We start from the raw sequence: 16253 nt of genomic DNA, 5'->3' as shown, positions 1-16253 counted from the left end.
CTCTGATGTGGGCCGCGCCGCTGCGGCCCCGTCAGGACTTTCTGCTCATCACGTAGTATTCCGCCGCATCCTCATGCAACCGGCGGCCGGTCGGCGCCTGCCACGGATCGATTAATTCGATGCCGCAGTGGAGGAAGTCTTTGGTATTGCGGGTGGCCAGGGCGGCGCCGTAATGCAGGCAGGTGGCGGCGATTTGGGTATCGGGCACGCTCATCGCTTTACCCAACAGCCGATTCCTTGCCGTCAATTCCGCGTATTGCATCGCGCACAGCCCATCAAACGGCAATATCTGCCCCTCGAACTTCAATTCAATGGCGTCCGCCAATTTCAGCTTGAGATCCCGCTGGCGTTTGCCGTCAGGCATGCAGGCCACGCCGCTGAACAGTTCGGCGAGGACAATGGCGCTGAGATAGAGCTCGTCATTGTCCTTTTCATTTAACCAGTTAATGACGTTGTAGTACGGGCTGGGACGCAGCGTTTCTGAAATGACGTCGGTGTCGATAATGATCATGCGTTGTCATCTTCATCATCAAAGGTGACGATGCGTGGCGGCACGGCGTCACGCGGTGGGATCTCCAGCTCAACGCCGCCGAATTCGGCGAAGTGCTGATGCATCCAGGTACCCAATCCATAGCGCGGCGGCTTTTTCACCAGCGCCTGTTTCAGGATCATGCGCGCTTCCTCTTCCATGGAATGGCCGTTTTTCGCCGCTGAGATACGCAGCAGCTCTTTGATTTCGTCGTCCAGATTTCTGACGGTGATAGTAGCCATTGAAACCTCCTTTGCTATCAATGATTGCATTGACTTATTCTCTCGTCTCGCCGGTTAAAAAGCAATCAATTGAAATAAAAAAAGGCGCGGGATCCGCGCCTTAGCTGAAGAGGTAACGCTACCGAATTACAGCTTCGGGCCGGCGCTGACCAGCGCGGCGCCCGCAGGCGTGTCGGTGTATTTGTCGAAGTTGGTGATGAAGCGCTCGGCCAGATCCTGCGCTTTTTCCTGCCACTGCTCGAGGCTGGCGTAGGTGTTGCGTGGATCGAGGATCTCCGGGTTCACGCCAGGCAGCGCGGTCGGCATCGCCAGATCGAAGATAGGCAGGGTAACGGTTTCCGCCTTGTCGATTTCACCGCTCAGGATGGCGTCGATGATGCCGCGCGTATCTTTGATCGAGATGCGTTTGCCGGTGCCGTTCCAGCCGGTGTTGACCAGGTAAGCCTGGGCGCCGGCGGCCTGCATGCGTTTCACCAGCACTTCGGCGTACTGCGTCGGGTGCAGCGACAGGAATGCGGCGCCGAAGCAGGCGGAGAAGGTTGGCGTCGGCTCGGTCACGCCGCGCTCGGTGCCGGCCAGCTTGGCGGTGAAGCCGGACAGGAAGTGGTACTGAGTCTGGTTGGCGGTCAGGCGCGATACCGGCGGCAGCACGCCGAAGGCGTCGGCGGTCAGGAAGATCACCTTGGTGGCGTGACCCGCCTTGGACACCGGCTTGACGATGTTCTGGATATGGTAGATCGGGTAAGAAACGCGGGTATTCTCGGTTTTCGAACCGTCGTTGAAGTCGATGCTGCCGTCGGCCAACACGGTGACGTTTTCCAGCAGCGCATCGCGTTTGATGGCGTGGTAGATGTCCGGCTCGGCTTCTTCAGACAGCTTGATGGTCTTGGCGTAGCAACCGCCTTCGAAGTTGAACACGCCGTCGTCGTCCCAGCCGTGCTCGTCATCGCCGATCAGCTGACGCTTAGGATCGGTGGAGAGGGTGGTCTTGCCGGTGCCGGACAGGCCGAAGAACACCGCCACGTCGCCTTTCTCGCCCACGTTGGCCGAGCAGTGCATCGAGGCGATGCCTTTCAGCGGCAGCAGGTAGTTCATCATCGAGAACATGCCTTTCTTCATTTCGCCGCCGTACCAGGTGCCGCCGATCAGCTGCATGCGCTCGGTCAGGTTGAAGGCGACGAAGTTCTCCGAGTTCAGGCCTTGCTGCTGCCAGTTCGGGTTGGTGCATTTGGCGCCGTTCATCACCACGAAGTCCGGCTCGAAGTCTGCCAGCTCTTCGTCGCTCGGGCGGATGAACATGTTTTTCACGAAGTGCGCCTGCCAGGCCACCTCGGTGATGAAACGCACTTTCAGGCGCGAGTCGGCGTTGGCGCCGCAGAAGGTATCCACCACGAACAGGCGCTTGCCGGACAGTTGCTCGGTGACCAGGTGTTTCAGATCGGCCCAGACTTCCGGGCTGAGAGGTTTGTTGTCGTTTTTGCCTTTGCCCTGATCGGCCCACCACACGGTATCGCGGGTGATGTCGTCACGGACGATGTATTTGTCTTTCGGCGAACGGCCGGTGAAGATGCCGGTATCGACGGAGACGGCACCCAGCTTGGTGACTACCCCACGCTCAAAACCTTCCAGAGATGGGTCTGTTTCTTCCTTAAACAGCAGTTCATAGCTCGGGTTGTGAACGATTTCGCTGACGTCGTGAATGCCGTAAGCGGCCAGATCCTGAGGGGTTATACCTTTAACGCGCATGTTACTACTCCTTGGTCACAGAATTTCTGGCGGCAATTGTAGGGATCTAACGGTGCGTAACCGCGATGGGTATCAAATATTTAACGTTTTAGGCGGTATTTCGTTACGATCTGAGAGATAGCACACGGAAAAAAGCAAACGTGCAAACGGCGGGGCTTGGCGGGCGCCGGGCGCGCCCGCCGAGAGGGTGTGACTTAGTGCAACCGATCGCTTTCGCCGGCGTTGCCCGCATACAACGCGGCAACATCAACCGGGTCAAAGACATAGTGGCTGCCGCAGTAGTCGCAGTGCATGTCGATATTGCCGTCCTGCTCCAGCATGTCCGCCACTTCGTCGGTCGGCAGCGTCAGCAGCGCGTCGGCGCAACGCTGGCGTGAACAGGTACAACGGAATTGCACGTCCTGCGGTTCATACAGGGTGACTTCTTCCTGATGATACAGACGGTACAGCACCTCGTTGGCCGGCAGGCCGAACAGCTCTTCGCTTTTGACCGTGTTGGTCAGTTGCACCAGGTGATCGAAATCATCGAGGTTGCCGTCTTGCGCCGGCAGCACCTGCAGCAGCATGCCGGCCGCCGCGGCATTGCCTTCCGCTTCGCCGGTGCGGATGAACAGGCGGGTCGGCAACTGTTCAGACTGGCGGAAGTAGGCTTCCAGGCATTCGGCCAGCGTTTCCCCTTCCAGACCGACCACGCCCTGATAGCGTTCGCCTTCCGTTGGGGAAATGGTGATGACCATGACGCCGTTGCCGATCATCTGATGCAGGGTGCTGTCGTCAGCGATAGGCGCCTGGGTGCGCGCAACGCCGCGCATCTCCTGGCGGTTGTTGCCGTTGATCACCGCCAGCTTCAGCGGGCCGTCGCCTTGCAGCTGAACGGTGATGTCGCCGTCGAACTTCAGGGTTGCGGTCAGCAGACTGGTGGCGACCAGCAGCTCGCCCAGCAGTTTTTGCACCGGCGCCGGGTAGTCGTGGTTGTTCAGGATCTGCTGATAGGTTTCGCTGACGGTAACCAGCTCGCCGCGCACCGCGTAGTTTTCAAACAGGTAACGGTGCAATTGGTCATGGTTGGACATAATCTTCTCTCATTGCGGTGAGGGGTTATTCCTGCTCACCAAATTTAAATTTCATCAGGTCGCGCCGCTCCTTTTTGTCCGGACGTCGGTCCGGATGCGGCATGGTCAACGCGTTCATCTTGCGCGCCAGCGCCATTTTTTCGCGGTTGGCGATGCTGGCTTCGGTTTCCTGATACATTTGCTGCGCCTCGTTGGCGCCGCGGCGTTGGCTGGTCAGCGCCAGCACGATCACCGTACGTTCTTCGTTGCCCTGCCGCAGTTTGAGCTCGGCGTTGAGCTCGACAATCTTGCTCGGCTTGCCGCGCTGGCCGTTGTAATGCACCTTGCCGCCGTCGATCATTTCGCGTGCCAGCGCACGGGTCTTGTAGAAGCGTGCGGCCCACAGCCACTTATCCAGTCGGACCGCGTCGTCGCGCGTCGCTTTTTCCTTCATGCTTCCCCCTTGGCCAGCGCCGGTATCAGCAGGCGGTAGTCGCGCATCGACGGATGGCGCTGGAAGCTTTTCTCCGCCGTGCTGGAGTCCGGGTTTTGCACGCCCAGGCAGTAACGAATGCCGAAAGTGCGCGCCGCGTCGAGGATCGGCTCGCCGTCGTCGACAAACAGCGTGCGCTGCGGGTTGAATCCGGTGTGCTGTTGCACTGCCTGCCACAGACGCTGATCTTCTTTCGGATAACCAAATGTGTGGGTGGAAAACAATAAATCAAGGTGCCGATCGAGGCCGGTATGCTCGATTTTCACCGCCAGGCTGTGCGGATGGGCGTTGGTCAGCAAAATGGTTTGCAGGCCGGCGTCGCGCAGCGCCCGTAAAAAAGGCTCGGTGTCTTCGCGCAGCCGGGCGCGGCTGCCCACTTCGCTGGTCATGCGGTAAATGTCCAGATCCAGCCGCTCGCTCCAGTAATCGAAGCAATACCAGCTCATGGTGTGCTGCACCGCCTGGTATTCCCGCTCGATGATGTGGCGGGCTTCGTCGAACGGAATGGCGCGCCTTTCGCTCAACGCCTGCGGCACCAGGCTGAGCCAAAAGTGGCTGTCGAACTCCAGATCCAGCAATGTGCCGTCCATGTCCAGCAGCACGGTATCGATCTGCGGCCAATCAAACTCGGGAACCATAAAAACTCCACGGGCGGACCGACGGGCAGTCCGCAGATGAGAATAATAGCGTTAGCGTAGCATAAGCGGATGACAGGGCCGAAGCCCCGGCGTCAGGTTCAGGCCATCGGCCGCATCGACATCGGATTGAGCTGCGGGTTGAAGCAGCTGTCGTAGTAACGCTGGATATCGGCGACGCGGTGCTGATTGATGCGCCGACGCTGCACCAGCCGCCAGGCGTTATAACCCAGGCTGACCACTACGGCCAGCAACAACAGGCTGGTGCCGAGATAGCGCCACAGGGTGATCATGTCCGGTTCGCTGTGCAACGCCACGTGGCGAGTGCCGTTGGCGTCAACGCTGAGGCTGGTGATCACGCCCTGCGCCTGGAATGGGGTATGCAGCAGCAGGTTGGACTGGCGCTGCAGCTCATTCCACTGGTCGAGCGCGTTGTATTCGCTTTGCGGCGTCTGCGGCTGGGGGTGACTGACCCACTGGCGGCCTTCGTCGCTGCGGATCAGGAAACCACCTGGCGGCGGGCTGTTAAGCGCAGCGGCGGCCAGTCGCGTCTCATTGAAGATGAACGACGAGGTGGCCACTTTGGTCAGGCTTTCCAGCGATTCGGCGCTGACCGGACGAAGCAGGACGTTGACGCCTTGCAGCGCGCCGGATTTGGCGCGTTTCACCAGGCTGCTCCAGTTTTTCGCGTTGCCCAGGTTAACCAGCGCGTTTTTCAGCCGTACGCAGTCGTTTTCCGTCTGGCACAGATCCTGCGTTTTCAGCACGATATCGGAGAAATCGTCCAGCAGGATCATGCCGGATTTCTCGATGGCGCTGGCCAGCTGCGGGTTGACCTTCTGATCGGCGCCGCTCGGATGCAGCTGACCGCTGACCGTCGCCAGCAGGGCTGTCGCTTTGTCTATGACTTCCGATTCCGGCTGCGGCAGCGGGGCGGCGGTGTTCCAATAGATGCCGGAGCAGTCGAACGGCGCAAAATTGACGGCGCCGCCGCCGTTGGCCGGCGGCGGGACATAGCACATGCCGCTGCCGCGCACTTTCAGCGTGTCGCCGATGCGCAGCGGCGTGGCCTCCAGCGCCTGTACGCTGGTCACTTCCACTTTTTGCGCGCCTTGCAGCCAGGCCATGCTGAGGGTCAACGGCAGGTTGAGCGGGATATAGATCAGCAGCAGCAGCAGAACCAGCGTCGAGCTGGCGACCAGCACCGCATTGCGGCCCCACTGCTGCAACGGGAAATTCTTCACTTCGTCATGCAGCGACAGGAAACGCCCCTGCCGCACCACCTGACGGTTGAGATAGACGTCCACATCGGTGGTTTTGCCCAGATCCTGCGTCAGGTACGGTTGCCAGTGCGGCGGATAGATCAGATCGATAATGCCGAGCGAAATATTGCTGATCTGCCCCTGGCCGGATTCGCCGAACAGGCCCCAGCGCTTTGGCGTGCCGCGCAGGCAGTGGATCTCTTTCAACTCGCGCGACGCCGGGCGGCGGAACAGGTTCCACCCTCCCCAGGCGATCATCAGCACCGCCACGAAAATCATCCAGGGGATCACCAGCACCGGGCTGATCAGGCTGAAGAACAGCAGCAGCAGCGCGGCGGAGATGATGACGGCTTCACGGATGCCGTTCGGCCGGTTCAGCGCATGCTCTTCCGGCGTTTCCTTGCGAATGTTCACCAGCTCGACATGCTCGCTCTCTTCCTTGCGGATGGAGGCGTTTTTGGTCGGCGCGGCGGTCACGACCGGCGGCTGCGGCCGGTCGTGGATATGATCTTTCAGCGAGTGCCCGTTGAGCGAAATCACCAGCGGCAGCGTCTGGGTTTTGATCACTTCCACATGGTTGTCGGCGGTGATATAGGGTTCCCAAAACGGGGGGAGGTGCACCTCTTCAGCGTCGAGGTAATAGCGCCATTTATTGGGATCGTCGCTGGCCAGCCCGTAACGGGTGATGGCGTGCGTCACGGGATAAACGTTATCGCTTTGCGGGGTGAGCGCCAGTTTGGCTGCGGGCAGCGTAGCGCCGCCGGGCAACAGTTTGTTGCTCAGCTTGTTTTGTTGATTGAGGTAGAACTCGACCGCCGCGCGTTCTTCGTCGGTCAGCTTGCGGTGGGCGGGTTTGATAAACGGCAGCGTGCGCGCCAGCGCCGTCGGGTGGCGGGCCTTGAACCACAGGTACAGGCCGGCGGCAATCAGGCAGACAAGCACTAAGGCCAATATCAACACTATTGTGCTCATGCAATCCCCATCTCACACCCGTGAATTTCGCCAACCTGATGAAAAGCTGAATATTATACGGAGTAAACCGCCAGGAGGCACCCAGAACTAATGAGGGAACAAACAGATTTTCGCTTTGGATCTCATTCCTTCATGAAGCAAGGTCATTTTATCACTGATTCTTGCCTGCGTGATACTAGCAACCGGCCCCTGCTGTCGATATCGGCATTATCCTATTTTCATGCGCGCTGTTTGCTGAATCAGTGCAGAAAATCGCCCGCGGCTGGCGACGCTTGTTAAAAGAAAGTAAATTACTGTTCATGCGCGTTGCGGCCGAGCTTGCCCTTAACGCACAATGTGATCAAGATCGAATTTGGTCAGCGTTTGAGCGCCAACGAGCCGTGCGTTACGCCAATCATTTTTTCGGTTGCCCTGTCCGCGCCTGGGCAACCTCTTTGAGGCAATCATGGATAAACACCTGCAAAAACCTAAAATTCTGAAAGTGGAAACGGTCGCGCGTTCGCGTTTGTTCAACGTCGAGTCGGTCGATTTGGAATTCAGCAACGGTGTGCGGCGGGTGTATGAGCGCATGCGGCCTTCGGATCGCGAAGCGGTGATGATTGTGCCGGTGATTGGCGATGACCTGCTGCTGATCCGCGAATATGCGGTGGGCACTGAATCCTATGAGCTCGGCTTCCCGAAAGGGTTGATCGATCCCGGCGAGGGGGTGCTGGAGGCGGCCAACCGCGAGCTGATGGAAGAGGTGGGATTCGGTGCCAGACGCTTTGATTTCCTCAGCAAGCTGACGATGGCGCCATCCTACTTTTCCAGCAAAATGAATATCGTGCTGGCGCACGATCTCTACCCGCAGAGCCTGGAGGGGGACGAACCGGAACCCCTGCCGCAGGTGCGCTGGCCGATCGCCAACATGATGGCGCTGCTGGCGGAACCGGATTTCCGTGAGGCGCGCAACGTCAGCGCGCTGTTCCTCTCCGAGGCGTTTCTGCGCGCTTCGCGCTGAGACGCTTCACGCCGCATAAAAAAAGGGCCAGATTTCTCTGGCCCTTTTCGATCAGAACAGCTCGTGGCTTTCGCCGCCCGGATCGGTAAGCGTGGTGCCGGTATCGCGCGATGGGTAGTCCGTCGGCTGCGTTCCTTCGATAAAGTACTCGGAACGGCTGCCGCCGCCACCGCCAGAGAGCTTGCCGCTGCTCTTGTCGATGGTGACGCTGATGATGCCCGGCGGCGGCGTGACTTTCTGCTCCGGAATGCCTTCCAGTGCGATCTTCATGAAGTCGTCCCACGCCGGCTGGGCGCTTTTGGCACCGCCTTCGCCGCCGGAAATCTGATCCGGGATAGCGCCGGACACCGTTGAACGGCCCAGATCGCGGCGGTGATCGTCGAAGCCGATCCACACCGACGTCACGGTATCCGGGCCATAGCCGGAGAACCAGGCGTCTTTGGAACTGTTGGTGGTACCGGTTTTGCCGCCGATATCATGACGTTTCAGATCGCGCCCGGCGCGCCAGGCGGTGCCCATCCAACCCGGTTCACCGAAGATGTTGCTGTTCAGCGCGTCGTGGATCAGGAAGGCCAGCGGCGTGCTGATCACGTGTGGCGCATACTGTTGGTCGCCGTCCTGCTGCACCTGAGCCGGGGTTACCTGCTCCAGCTGCGGCATCGGCACCGTGCTGTTGCTGCCTTCCTGCGAGGTGGCGACGTTTTCGATGTTGTCATCGGACAGCACGGCCGAACGGTGAGTATCACCGTAGATCACCGGCAGGTTGCAACTGCTGCAAACCACTTTAGGTTTGGCTTCGAACACCGTATTGCCGTTGTCGTCTTCAATTTTGGTGATGAAGTACGGATCGACCAGATAACCGCCGTTCGCCAGCACCGCGTAACCGCGCACCAGTTGCATCGGGGTGAAGGAAGCGGAGCCCAGCGCCAGCGATTCGGTATGCACGATGTTCTGTGCCGGGAAGCCGAAGCGCTGCAGATATTCCGCCGCGTAGTCGACGCCCATCGCACGCATCGCGCGCACCATCACCACGTTCTTCGACTGCCCCAGCCCTTGACGCAGACGAATCGGGCCATCGTAGGTCGGCGGCGAGTTCTTCGGCCGCCAGTCGGTGCCGGCGCCGGCATCCCAACGGGTGATCGGCAAGTCGTTCAGGATGGTGGCCAGCGTCAGGCCTTTATCCATCGCGGCGGTATACAGGAAGGGTTTGATGTTCGAGCCCACCTGACGCAGGGCCTGCGTGACGCGGTTGAACTTGCTCTGGTTGAAATCGAAGCCGCCGACCAGCGCTTTCACCGCGCCGTCATTCGGGTTGATGGAAACCAGCGCCGAGTTGACGTCCGGCACCTGCGACAGCCACCAGGCCTCGTTCACTTTACGCACCCAGACCTGCTGGCCTGGCTGCACCACGTCGGTGACGCGTTTCGGCGTTGGGCCTTGCTGAGTGTCTGAACGGTATGGCCGCGCCCAGCGCATGGTGGCCATCGGCAGGGCAATGCTGCTGCCGTCGGCCAGCATCGCCGTCGCTTCCTGCGGGTTGGCGGCGGTGATGACCGCCGGCGCCAGCGGGCCGTAGTTCGGCAGGTTTTTCAGCAAGTCGACAATCTGTTTGCGATCCCAGGCCGCTTCGCCGACTTTCCACAGCACGTTTGACGGGCCGCGATAGCCGTGGCGCATGTCATAGGCCAACACGTTATTGCGCACCGATTCCTGCGCCGCCAGCTGCAGCCGTTTGGTCACGGTGGTGTAAACCTTATAACCGTCGGTATAGGCGTTTTCACCGTAGCGCTTGATCATCTCCTGACGCACCATCTCGGAGAGATACGGGGCGGAGAAGCTGATTTCCGGCGCATGGTAGTTGGCGACCAAATCTTCAGAACGCGCCTGATCGTACTGCGCCTGCGTGATGTAGTGTTCGTCCAGCATGCGCGACAGCACTACGTTGCGGCGGGCAACGGCGCGATCGTGCGAATAGAGCGGGTTGAAGGTGGACGGCGCTTTCGGCAGGCCGGCGATGGTCGCCATCTCGCTCAGGGTGAGCTGGCTGACGTCCTTGCCGAAATAGACCTGCGCGGCGGCGCCCACGCCGTAAGCGCGATAACCCAGGTAGATCTTGTTCAGATACAGCTCAAGGATTTCATCTTTGGTCAGCATCTGCTCGATGCGTACCGCCAGGAAGGCTTCCTTGATTTTACGCATCAGGGTGCGTTCCGGGCTTAAGAAGAAGTTACGCGCCAGCTGTTGGGTAATGGTGCTGGCCCCCTGGGAAGCGTGGCCGGAGACCAACGCGATGGAGGCCGCGCGGAAGATGCCGACCGGATCGACACCGTGGTGATCATAGAAGCGGCTGTCTTCGGTGGCGATAAATGCGTGCACCATCACCGGCGGAATTTGATCCAACTTCAGCGGAATGCGGCGCTTCTCGCCGTACTGGGCGATCAGTTCGCCATCGGCGCTGTAAACCTGCATCGGTATCTGCAGCCGCACGTCTTTCAGCGTTGCGACGTCGGGCAGCTGCGGCTCGACATATTTGTACAAGCCGAAAATCGAGGCTGCTCCCAGCACGATGCAACATACTGCAAGGATTAGTAAATACTTTACGAACTTCACCTGAGATTTCCCATTTCTAAGTCATTTGGGCAGTTTATAAACAACCGCGCGGTAGTATAAAGGCAAGCCTGCGACATGGATATGTTCTTTTATCATCGGATGTTATGGAGGCTTGTGAAACATGTTCCCTCAAGCATGGCAGGTGGGGCTGGATATACAAATCGACTGCGTGCGGGCGCTGGCGGTCCAACGCCGCCGCAACGGCTGGCAACTGCGTCACTGGTGGCAACAGACGCTGCCGCAGGCGGTTTTACGCGACGGCTGCCTGGCACCTTCCGAAGCCCTGATCCGGGCGCTGCGGCAATGGCGCGTCCAACTGCCGCGACATATTTCCTTACGCATTGCCCTGCCGGCGCAGCGGGTGTTGCAACAGTGCATGGCGCAGCCGGACGCGCGGCTGCGCGAGCCGGAACGCAGCGACTATATCGTTGGCCACGGCGTGAAGCAGTTCCCACTCGACGGCCAGACGCTGGCGCTCGACTATCGCGCCGCGCCGGCGGAGGGGGCGGCGCTGCTGTTGACCGCCGCGCGGCGGCAGGAGCTGCAGCAGTGGCTGCACTGTCTGCGCCAGGCGGGCCTGCATCCGCAAGCGGTCGATATTACGCCCTGCGCGCTGCGGATGATGGCGACGGCGGCGGGCGTGCCGCACACCGCGGGGCTGATGCATCGTCTCGAGCGAGAATGGCTGTGGGTGGCGCCGGCCGACGGCGCGTTCGCGTTCGGGCTGACGCCGGGCGACGATGACGCGCAGGCGCTGCGGGCGCTGCAAGCCCAGACGCCGGCGGACGATGATCGACCGGTCTATGCCGGCAGCGTGCTGGCAGGAGCCTTGCCCGTCGGCTGCCTTTCCTGGTCGCCGCTCAGCGCCTTCACGCAGCTGCGTCCGCCGTTGCCCGTGCATCCCTCAGCGTTCGCGTTGGCCGGCGGTCTGGCGCTGCGCGAGGAGGACCGCTGATGTACCAGGTCAACTTTTTGCCCTGGCGGCAACGTCGCGATCGGCGGCGCGGCTGCTTCTGGCTGGGCGTGTTGCTGTTGCAGATAACGGTGCTGTTGCTGGCAGGGGGCCTCGTCGCCGGCCAACTGCGTCATCAACAGGCGCAGCGTCAGGAGCGGCTGGCGCTGTTGGAAGAAGAGCTGGCGGCAGTGACGCTGCTCGTCCGTCAGCAGCAGCAAGAGCGGGCGCAACGGGCGCGATACAGCGCCCTCGCTGAACGGCAGGCGCGCAATGCCCAACATAACCGGCGTTATTTGCAACTGCTGCAGCAACTCTCCTCCTGCCTCCCCCCACCGCTGTGGCTCACGGCGTTGGACAGCGATGCGGCGAACGGCCTGCGGCTGCGTGGATTGAGCCGTTCTCCTGCCGCCATTTCGCAGTTCGAACGGCGGCTGGCGGGGATGCCCGCGTTACCGCGGCTGCGTTTGGCGGAGGTGGCGCAACGCGACGACGGCCTGTACGCCTTTCATCTGGTGGTGCAGTGGGGGCGTGATGGATAACCGTCTGCCATCCGGGCTGCGCTTCTTGCTGGGCCTGTCGGGCCGGCGATTGCTGGCCGCGCAATGGCTGGGCATCGGCACGTTGGCGTTGTTGGGCGGGGGCTGGATGCTGCAAGACGAATGGCGTCAGCGGGAAAACGCGACAGAGCGGCAACAGCGCCTGCTGCAACAGATCGCCGTGGCGCAGCGCCAACTGGACGAGGCGCCGGTCGCCCTGATGCCGCCGACGCCGATCGCTCCGGCCGCCACCGGCGATCTGACGAACGGGCTGCAACGGGCGGGGGGCGCCTTGTTGCGCTGGCAGCGGCAGGAAAAACCGCCGCGGCAGACGCTGAGCTTGCGCATTGACTACCCCGGTTTGTTGGCGCTGCTGGAGGCGCTGCCCGCCGATTTGCGTCTCGAACAATTGAGCGTGGAGACGCCGCCGCAGGGCATGACGGCGCGGTTGGTTTTACAGGATGCCGCCGAGGAGCTGGCCGATGAGTAGAAGATCCGGCCGTTGGTGGTGGCTGCTATGGCCGTGGGCCTTATGCGCCGAACCGCGCGACCCGTTTGCGCCGCCCCCGATGCCTGCTTGCGCCCAGACAGAGACATCCCCGGCGGGCTGGCGACTGAAAGGCGTCATCGGGCAACCGACGCAGCGCTATGGCTGGGTGGTGACGCCGGCGGGGCAATGGTTGCGCCTGCGGCCGCAACAACGGGTGCTTGCCGAGCGCTGGCAGGTGACGCAGGTGCAGGCGCGCAGCCTGACGTTGAAGGCGCTGACGGCCGAACCGGAGTGCCCGACGAGCCGCGACGACATATCGCTGATGATCGACGACAAGGATGACAAATCATGAAAGGACGCGCTGGACTGGGCTTGGCGCTAGGGTGTTTGGCGCTCGGCGCCGCGCAGGCTCAGGATAAACAGATAATCTCATTGGAGTTTCAGGATGCGCCGGTCACGGTCATCCTGCAGGCCTTGGCGGATTATCGGCAGATGAACCTGATCGCCGCGCCGGGCGTGAGCGGCAACCTGACGCTGCGGCTGGAGGATGTGCCCTGGCCCCAGGCGCTGGCGCTGACCCTGCGTATGGGCAAACTGACGATGACGCGGGAGAGTAACGTGATGCTGATCTCCCCGGAGCCGGATGCACGGGAAAAAAGACAGCAGCAAGAGGCGCTGGCGCAGCGGCAACCCTTGCACAGCCTGACGATGACCGTGCAAAACGGCGATGCGGCGGAAATTGCCGAAAGCCTCAACGCCCAACGTGGCGCGTTGCTGAGCGAGCGTGGCAGCGTGTTGGCGGATAAACGCACCAATACGCTGCTGCTGCGCGACACCGCGCCGATTGTGGCGCAGTTGAAAAAGCGGATAACGGAAATGGATGCGCCGCTGGCACAGGTGCAACTGGCGGCGCATATCGTGACCATCAACAGCGAAAGCCTGCGTGAGCTCGGCGTGCGTTGGGGATTGGCGCCCGACGACAGGCCGGCGCGGCCGCTGCGGCCGGGCAATATCGGCGTTAACCTGCCGTTGGAGCGCAGCGCGGTGAACGCCGGTTTCCATCTGGCGCGCATCAGCGGGCGTTTGCTGAGCCTGGAGCTGACGGCGCTGGAGCAGGAAAATCAGGTGGAGATCATCGCCAGCCCGCGTCTCCTGACGGCGCATCTGCAAACCGCCAGCATCAAGCAAGGGACGGAGATCCCTTATGAAGTGTCCAGCGGCGCCAGCGGTGCGACCGCCATCGAGTTTAAAGAGGCGGTGCTGGGCATGGAGGTGACGCCGAAGGTGTTGCCGGACGGGCGCATCACGCTGACGCTGCAGATCAGCCAAAATATGCCGGGGCGCGCCATCAGCCGAGGGGCCGGAGAGGCGTTGACCATCGATAAACAGGAGATTAAGACGCAGATCACGGTGAAAAACGGCGAAACCCTGGTGCTCGGCGGCATTTTTCAACGGCATCGCGGCAAGACGGCGGACAAGGTGCCGGGACTGGGGGATGCGCCGCTGCTGGGGGGCTTGTTCCGGCAGAGCGGCGCACAACAGAAAAAACGCGAGCTGGTGATCTTTATTACGCCAACCCTGATTAAGGGATAAGCGGCGGCCTGTCGGCCGGGCGGCAAATCGCCTAAAGTTGATGAGCAGATACACTTTTTTATCCCCTTGGGGGGATCTGCGTTTGACGCTGCGGCCGATTTAGCTTACAAGGGTTACCGAATTGAGCACCGAGGTTTTTTGTTAGCGCCAAGACGCCGTTAAAAACATATGGTTTCCCTCCCGCGGCGTGGATTGCGATTTATTCGGTTGCCAAACTACCAAGAGTGTTGAGATAATTTTTCGTCTGATCTCGCACTATCGCTCATGAGGTTTCAGTTTAGGTCCCGCCGCTGATTTGATTGGCGGGGCGGGTTAACATTAACGAATTGTCTTAGTAATACCGAAAAACATGGCAGAGAAACGCAATATCTTTCTGGTTGGGCCTATGGGTGCCGGCAAAAGCACTATTGGCCGTCAGTTAGCTCAGCAACTCAATATGGAGTTCTTCGACTCCGATCAAGAAATTGAGCGACGTACCGGAGCTGACGTGGGCTGGGTATTCGACGTGGAAGGGGAAGAAGGTTTCCGCGATCGTGAAGAAAAAGTCATTAATGAACTGACGGAAAAACAAGGGATTGTGTTGGCGACCGGCGGCGGTTCGGTGAAGTCGCGCGAAACGCGCAACCGTCTGTCCGCGCGCGGCGTGGTGGTTTATCTCGAAACCACGATCGAAAAGCAGTTGGCTCGTACCCAGCGTGATAAAAAACGCCCGCTGCTGCAGGTTGATTCTCCGCCGCGTGAAGTGCTGGAAGCTTTGGCGAAAGAGCGCAATCCGTTGTATGAAGAGATTGCCGATGTCACCATTCGCACCGACGATCAGAGCGCTAAAGTGGTTGCCAACCAGATCATCAACATGCTGGAAAGCAACTGATTGCTGATTTTCGCGTTCGCCGTCGGCCAATGCGGAAAACTGATTTGTGTTCCCCGCCGTTGCGGGGATCAACCACCGCCGTACCATACAGAGAACTAAGCGCGACATGGAGAGAATTACTGTAACGCTTGGGGAGCGCAGCTACCCGATTACCATCGCCGCCGGATTGTTTGACGATCCGGCTTCTTTTATGCCGTTAAAGGCGGGTGAACAAGCGATGTTGGTCACCAACCAGACCCTGGCGCCGCTCTATCTGGAGCGTGTCCGGCAGGTGCTGGAGCAGAGCGGCGTCGTGGTGGATCAGGTGATTCTTCCCGATGGTGAGCAGTACAAATCTCTGGCGGTGTTGGAGCAGGTGTTTTCGGCGCTGCTCGAAAAACCGCACGGGCGCGATACCACGCTGATCGCGCTCGGTGGCGGCGTTGTCGGCGATCTGACCGGCTTTGCCGCCGCGTGCTACCAACGCGGCGTGCGCTTCATTCAGGTTCCCACCACGCTGCTGTCGCAGGTGGACTCCTCCGTGGGCGGCAAGACCGCCGTCAACCACCCGCTCGGCAAAAACATGATCGGCGCTTTCTATCAACCCGCTTCGGTGGTGGTTGATCTGGATTGCCTGAAAACGCTGCCGACGCGTGAACTCTCTTCCGGCCTGGCCGAAGTCATCAAATACGGGATCATTCTCGATCGCGAGTTTTTCGTCTGGTTGGAAAATAACATCGATGCGCTGATGGCGTTGGATATGCAGGCGTTGGCCTACTGTATTCGCCGCTGCTGCGAGCTGAAGGCCGAGGTGGTGGCCGCAGACGAACGCGAAAGCGGTCTGCGCGCCCTGCTGAATCTGGGCCATACTTACGGCCATGCTATCGAAGCCGAGATGGGCTACGGCGTGTGGCTGCACGGTGAGGCGGTGGCTGCGGGCATGGTGATGGCGGCGGAAACCGCGCACCGTCTCGGCCAGTTCTCCGTTGACGACATCGAGCGCATCAAAGCGCTGCTGCTGCGCGCCGGCTTGCCGGTCTGCGGGCCGCAGGAAATGACGCCGGAATCCTACTTGCCGCACATGTTGCGCGACAAGAAAGTGCTGGCGGGGGAACTGCGTTTGGTGTTGCCGACCGCGATCGGTGCGGCGGAAGTGCGCGGCGGCGTAGGGCATGAGCTGGTGCTGGCGTCGATCGCCGCCTGCTTGCCTGAGCGGAAGCGTAATTAAATCGGACTAAGTAACAGTGGCTTAGCCGCCATTAGCATCTATATTAATACAGTGAGCAGA

The 16253-nt window shown here is 60.6% G+C and carries 16 protein-coding genes; 8 read left to right on the top strand and 8 right to left on the bottom strand.

The genetic code is table 11. From position 1 onward, the window contains the following. Positions 1–31: 31 nt before the first annotated feature. The 7 genes from ACP3TA_RS04300 to ACP3TA_RS04270 form a co-directional block, all read right to left on the bottom strand. Positions 32–511, bottom strand: a complete 480-nt coding sequence (locus ACP3TA_RS04300) for a type II toxin-antitoxin system VapC family toxin (RefSeq protein WP_033645285.1) — start codon at positions 509–511, stop codon at positions 32–34. Beyond that, a complete protein-coding gene (locus ACP3TA_RS04295) occupies positions 508–771 on the bottom strand; it encodes a FitA-like ribbon-helix-helix domain-containing protein (RefSeq protein ID WP_004930730.1) in 264 nt (87 codons plus the stop codon). The genes ACP3TA_RS04300 and ACP3TA_RS04295 overlap by 4 nt, the downstream gene beginning before the upstream one ends. A 126-nt stretch (positions 772–897) precedes the next feature. Continuing rightward, positions 898–2517 carry a phosphoenolpyruvate carboxykinase (ATP) gene (gene pckA / locus ACP3TA_RS04290; protein WP_015379308.1) on the bottom strand — a complete coding sequence of 540 codons (1620 nt, stop codon included), beginning with the start codon at positions 2515–2517 and terminating at the stop codon, positions 898–900. Between the two features lie 194 nt (positions 2518–2711). After that, positions 2712–3590: an Hsp33 family molecular chaperone HslO gene (hslO, locus tag ACP3TA_RS04285; RefSeq protein WP_033645284.1), complete on the bottom strand. Its 879-nt coding sequence runs from the start codon at positions 3588–3590 to the stop codon at positions 2712–2714. 25 nt (positions 3591–3615) lie between these two features. Continuing rightward, positions 3616–4023: a ribosome-associated heat shock protein Hsp15 gene (gene hslR, locus ACP3TA_RS04280; RefSeq protein ID WP_033645283.1), complete on the bottom strand. Its 408-nt coding sequence runs from the start codon at positions 4021–4023 to the stop codon at positions 3616–3618. Beyond that, positions 4020–4700, bottom strand: coding sequence for a GMP/IMP nucleotidase (gene yrfG / locus ACP3TA_RS04275; protein WP_197755327.1), 681 nt, complete (start codon positions 4698–4700; stop codon positions 4020–4022). Before yrfG ends, hslR begins: the two co-directional genes overlap by 4 nt. A 98-nt stretch (positions 4701–4798) precedes the next feature. After that, the gene (locus ACP3TA_RS04270) at positions 4799–6931 is read right to left on the bottom strand and encodes an intracellular growth attenuator family protein (protein ID WP_206196424.1); all 2133 of its coding nucleotides are present in this window, start codon (positions 6929–6931) and stop codon (positions 4799–4801) included. 445 nt (positions 6932–7376) lie between these two features. On the opposite strand from ACP3TA_RS04270, the gene nudE reads away from it, so the two are divergent. Further along, positions 7377–7931: an ADP compounds hydrolase NudE gene (nudE, locus tag ACP3TA_RS04265; RefSeq protein WP_033645281.1), complete on the top strand. Its 555-nt coding sequence runs from the start codon at positions 7377–7379 to the stop codon at positions 7929–7931. Between the two features lie 51 nt (positions 7932–7982). Here the strand turns inward: nudE and mrcA are convergent, their stop codons facing one another. After that, positions 7983–10541, bottom strand: a complete 2559-nt coding sequence (mrcA, locus tag ACP3TA_RS04260; RefSeq protein WP_206196425.1) for a peptidoglycan glycosyltransferase/peptidoglycan DD-transpeptidase MrcA — start codon at positions 10539–10541, stop codon at positions 7983–7985. 121 nt (positions 10542–10662) lie between these two features. On the opposite strand from mrcA, the gene pilM reads away from it, so the two are divergent. The 7 genes from pilM to aroB all read left to right on the top strand — a co-directional run bounded on the left by pilM (position 10663) and on the right by aroB (position 16193). Then, positions 10663–11496: a type IV pilus biogenesis protein PilM gene (pilM, locus tag ACP3TA_RS04255; protein ID WP_033645279.1), complete on the top strand. Its 834-nt coding sequence runs from the start codon at positions 10663–10665 to the stop codon at positions 11494–11496. Further along, complete coding sequence (locus tag ACP3TA_RS04250; RefSeq protein WP_069101026.1) at positions 11496–12035, top strand: PilN domain-containing protein; 540 nt, start codon at positions 11496–11498, stop codon at positions 12033–12035. The genes pilM and ACP3TA_RS04250 overlap by 1 nt, the downstream gene beginning before the upstream one ends. Continuing rightward, the gene (locus ACP3TA_RS04245; protein ID WP_122016787.1) at positions 12028–12522 is read left to right on the top strand and encodes a hypothetical protein; all 495 of its coding nucleotides are present in this window, start codon (positions 12028–12030) and stop codon (positions 12520–12522) included. The genes ACP3TA_RS04250 and ACP3TA_RS04245 overlap by 8 nt, the downstream gene beginning before the upstream one ends. Continuing rightward, on the top strand, positions 12515–12874 hold the full coding sequence (locus ACP3TA_RS04240) for a HofP DNA utilization family protein (protein ID WP_033645276.1): 360 nt from the start codon (positions 12515–12517) through the stop codon (positions 12872–12874). Before ACP3TA_RS04245 ends, ACP3TA_RS04240 begins: the two co-directional genes overlap by 8 nt. Beyond that, positions 12871–14115: a DNA uptake porin HofQ gene (hofQ, locus tag ACP3TA_RS04235; RefSeq protein ID WP_426784547.1), complete on the top strand. Its 1245-nt coding sequence runs from the start codon at positions 12871–12873 to the stop codon at positions 14113–14115. Before ACP3TA_RS04240 ends, hofQ begins: the two co-directional genes overlap by 4 nt. Before the next feature lie 349 nt (positions 14116–14464). After that, entirely contained in the window at positions 14465–14986 is a 522-nt protein-coding gene (gene aroK / locus ACP3TA_RS04230) for a shikimate kinase AroK (RefSeq protein WP_004391482.1), read from the top strand. Positions 14987–15092: 106 nt separating this feature from the next. Then, positions 15093–16193, top strand: a complete 1101-nt coding sequence (aroB, locus tag ACP3TA_RS04225; RefSeq protein WP_426784546.1) for a 3-dehydroquinate synthase — start codon at positions 15093–15095, stop codon at positions 16191–16193. The last annotated feature ends 60 nt before the right edge of the window (positions 16194–16253 follow it).

The organism is Serratia sp. 2C06 (assembly GCF_050037615.1).
GTDB lineage: Bacteria > Pseudomonadota > Gammaproteobacteria > Enterobacterales > Enterobacteriaceae > Serratia > Serratia ureilytica.
The sequence above is the reverse complement of the archived record's forward strand: the minus strand, read 5'-3'. Positions and strand labels throughout refer to the sequence as shown.

Bases quoted from the DNA above. Each gene is read 5' to 3' on its own strand.
- ACP3TA_RS04270 (WP_206196424.1), bottom strand. From the start codon at position 6,931: ATGAGCACAATAGTGTTGATATTGGCCTTAGTGCTTGTCTGCCTGATT.
- hslO (WP_033645284.1), bottom strand. From the start codon at position 3,590: ATGTCCAACCATGACCAATTGCACCGTTACCTGTTTGAAAACTACGCG.
- nudE (WP_033645281.1), top strand. From the start codon at position 7,377: ATGGATAAACACCTGCAAAAACCTAAAATTCTGAAAGTGGAAACGGTC.
- hslR (WP_033645283.1), bottom strand. From the start codon at position 4,023: ATGAAGGAAAAAGCGACGCGCGACGACGCGGTCCGACTGGATAAGTGG.
- aroB (WP_426784546.1), top strand. From the start codon at position 15,093: ATGGAGAGAATTACTGTAACGCTTGGGGAGCGCAGCTACCCGATTACC.
- ACP3TA_RS04300 (WP_033645285.1), bottom strand. From the start codon at position 511: ATGATCATTATCGACACCGACGTCATTTCAGAAACGCTGCGTCCCAGC.
- pckA (WP_015379308.1), bottom strand. From the start codon at position 2,517: ATGCGCGTTAAAGGTATAACCCCTCAGGATCTGGCCGCTTACGGCATT.
- ACP3TA_RS04295 (WP_004930730.1), bottom strand. From the start codon at position 771: ATGGCTACTATCACCGTCAGAAATCTGGACGACGAAATCAAAGAGCTG.
- hofQ (WP_426784547.1), top strand. From the start codon at position 12,871: ATGAAAGGACGCGCTGGACTGGGCTTGGCGCTAGGGTGTTTGGCGCTC.
- ACP3TA_RS04240 (WP_033645276.1), top strand. From the start codon at position 12,515: ATGAGTAGAAGATCCGGCCGTTGGTGGTGGCTGCTATGGCCGTGGGCC.
- ACP3TA_RS04250 (WP_069101026.1), top strand. From the start codon at position 11,496: ATGTACCAGGTCAACTTTTTGCCCTGGCGGCAACGTCGCGATCGGCGG.
- pilM (WP_033645279.1), top strand. From the start codon at position 10,663: ATGTTCCCTCAAGCATGGCAGGTGGGGCTGGATATACAAATCGACTGC.
- yrfG (WP_197755327.1), bottom strand. From the start codon at position 4,700: ATGGTTCCCGAGTTTGATTGGCCGCAGATCGATACCGTGCTGCTGGAC.
- ACP3TA_RS04245 (WP_122016787.1), top strand. From the start codon at position 12,028: ATGGATAACCGTCTGCCATCCGGGCTGCGCTTCTTGCTGGGCCTGTCG.
- aroK (WP_004391482.1), top strand. From the start codon at position 14,465: ATGGCAGAGAAACGCAATATCTTTCTGGTTGGGCCTATGGGTGCCGGC.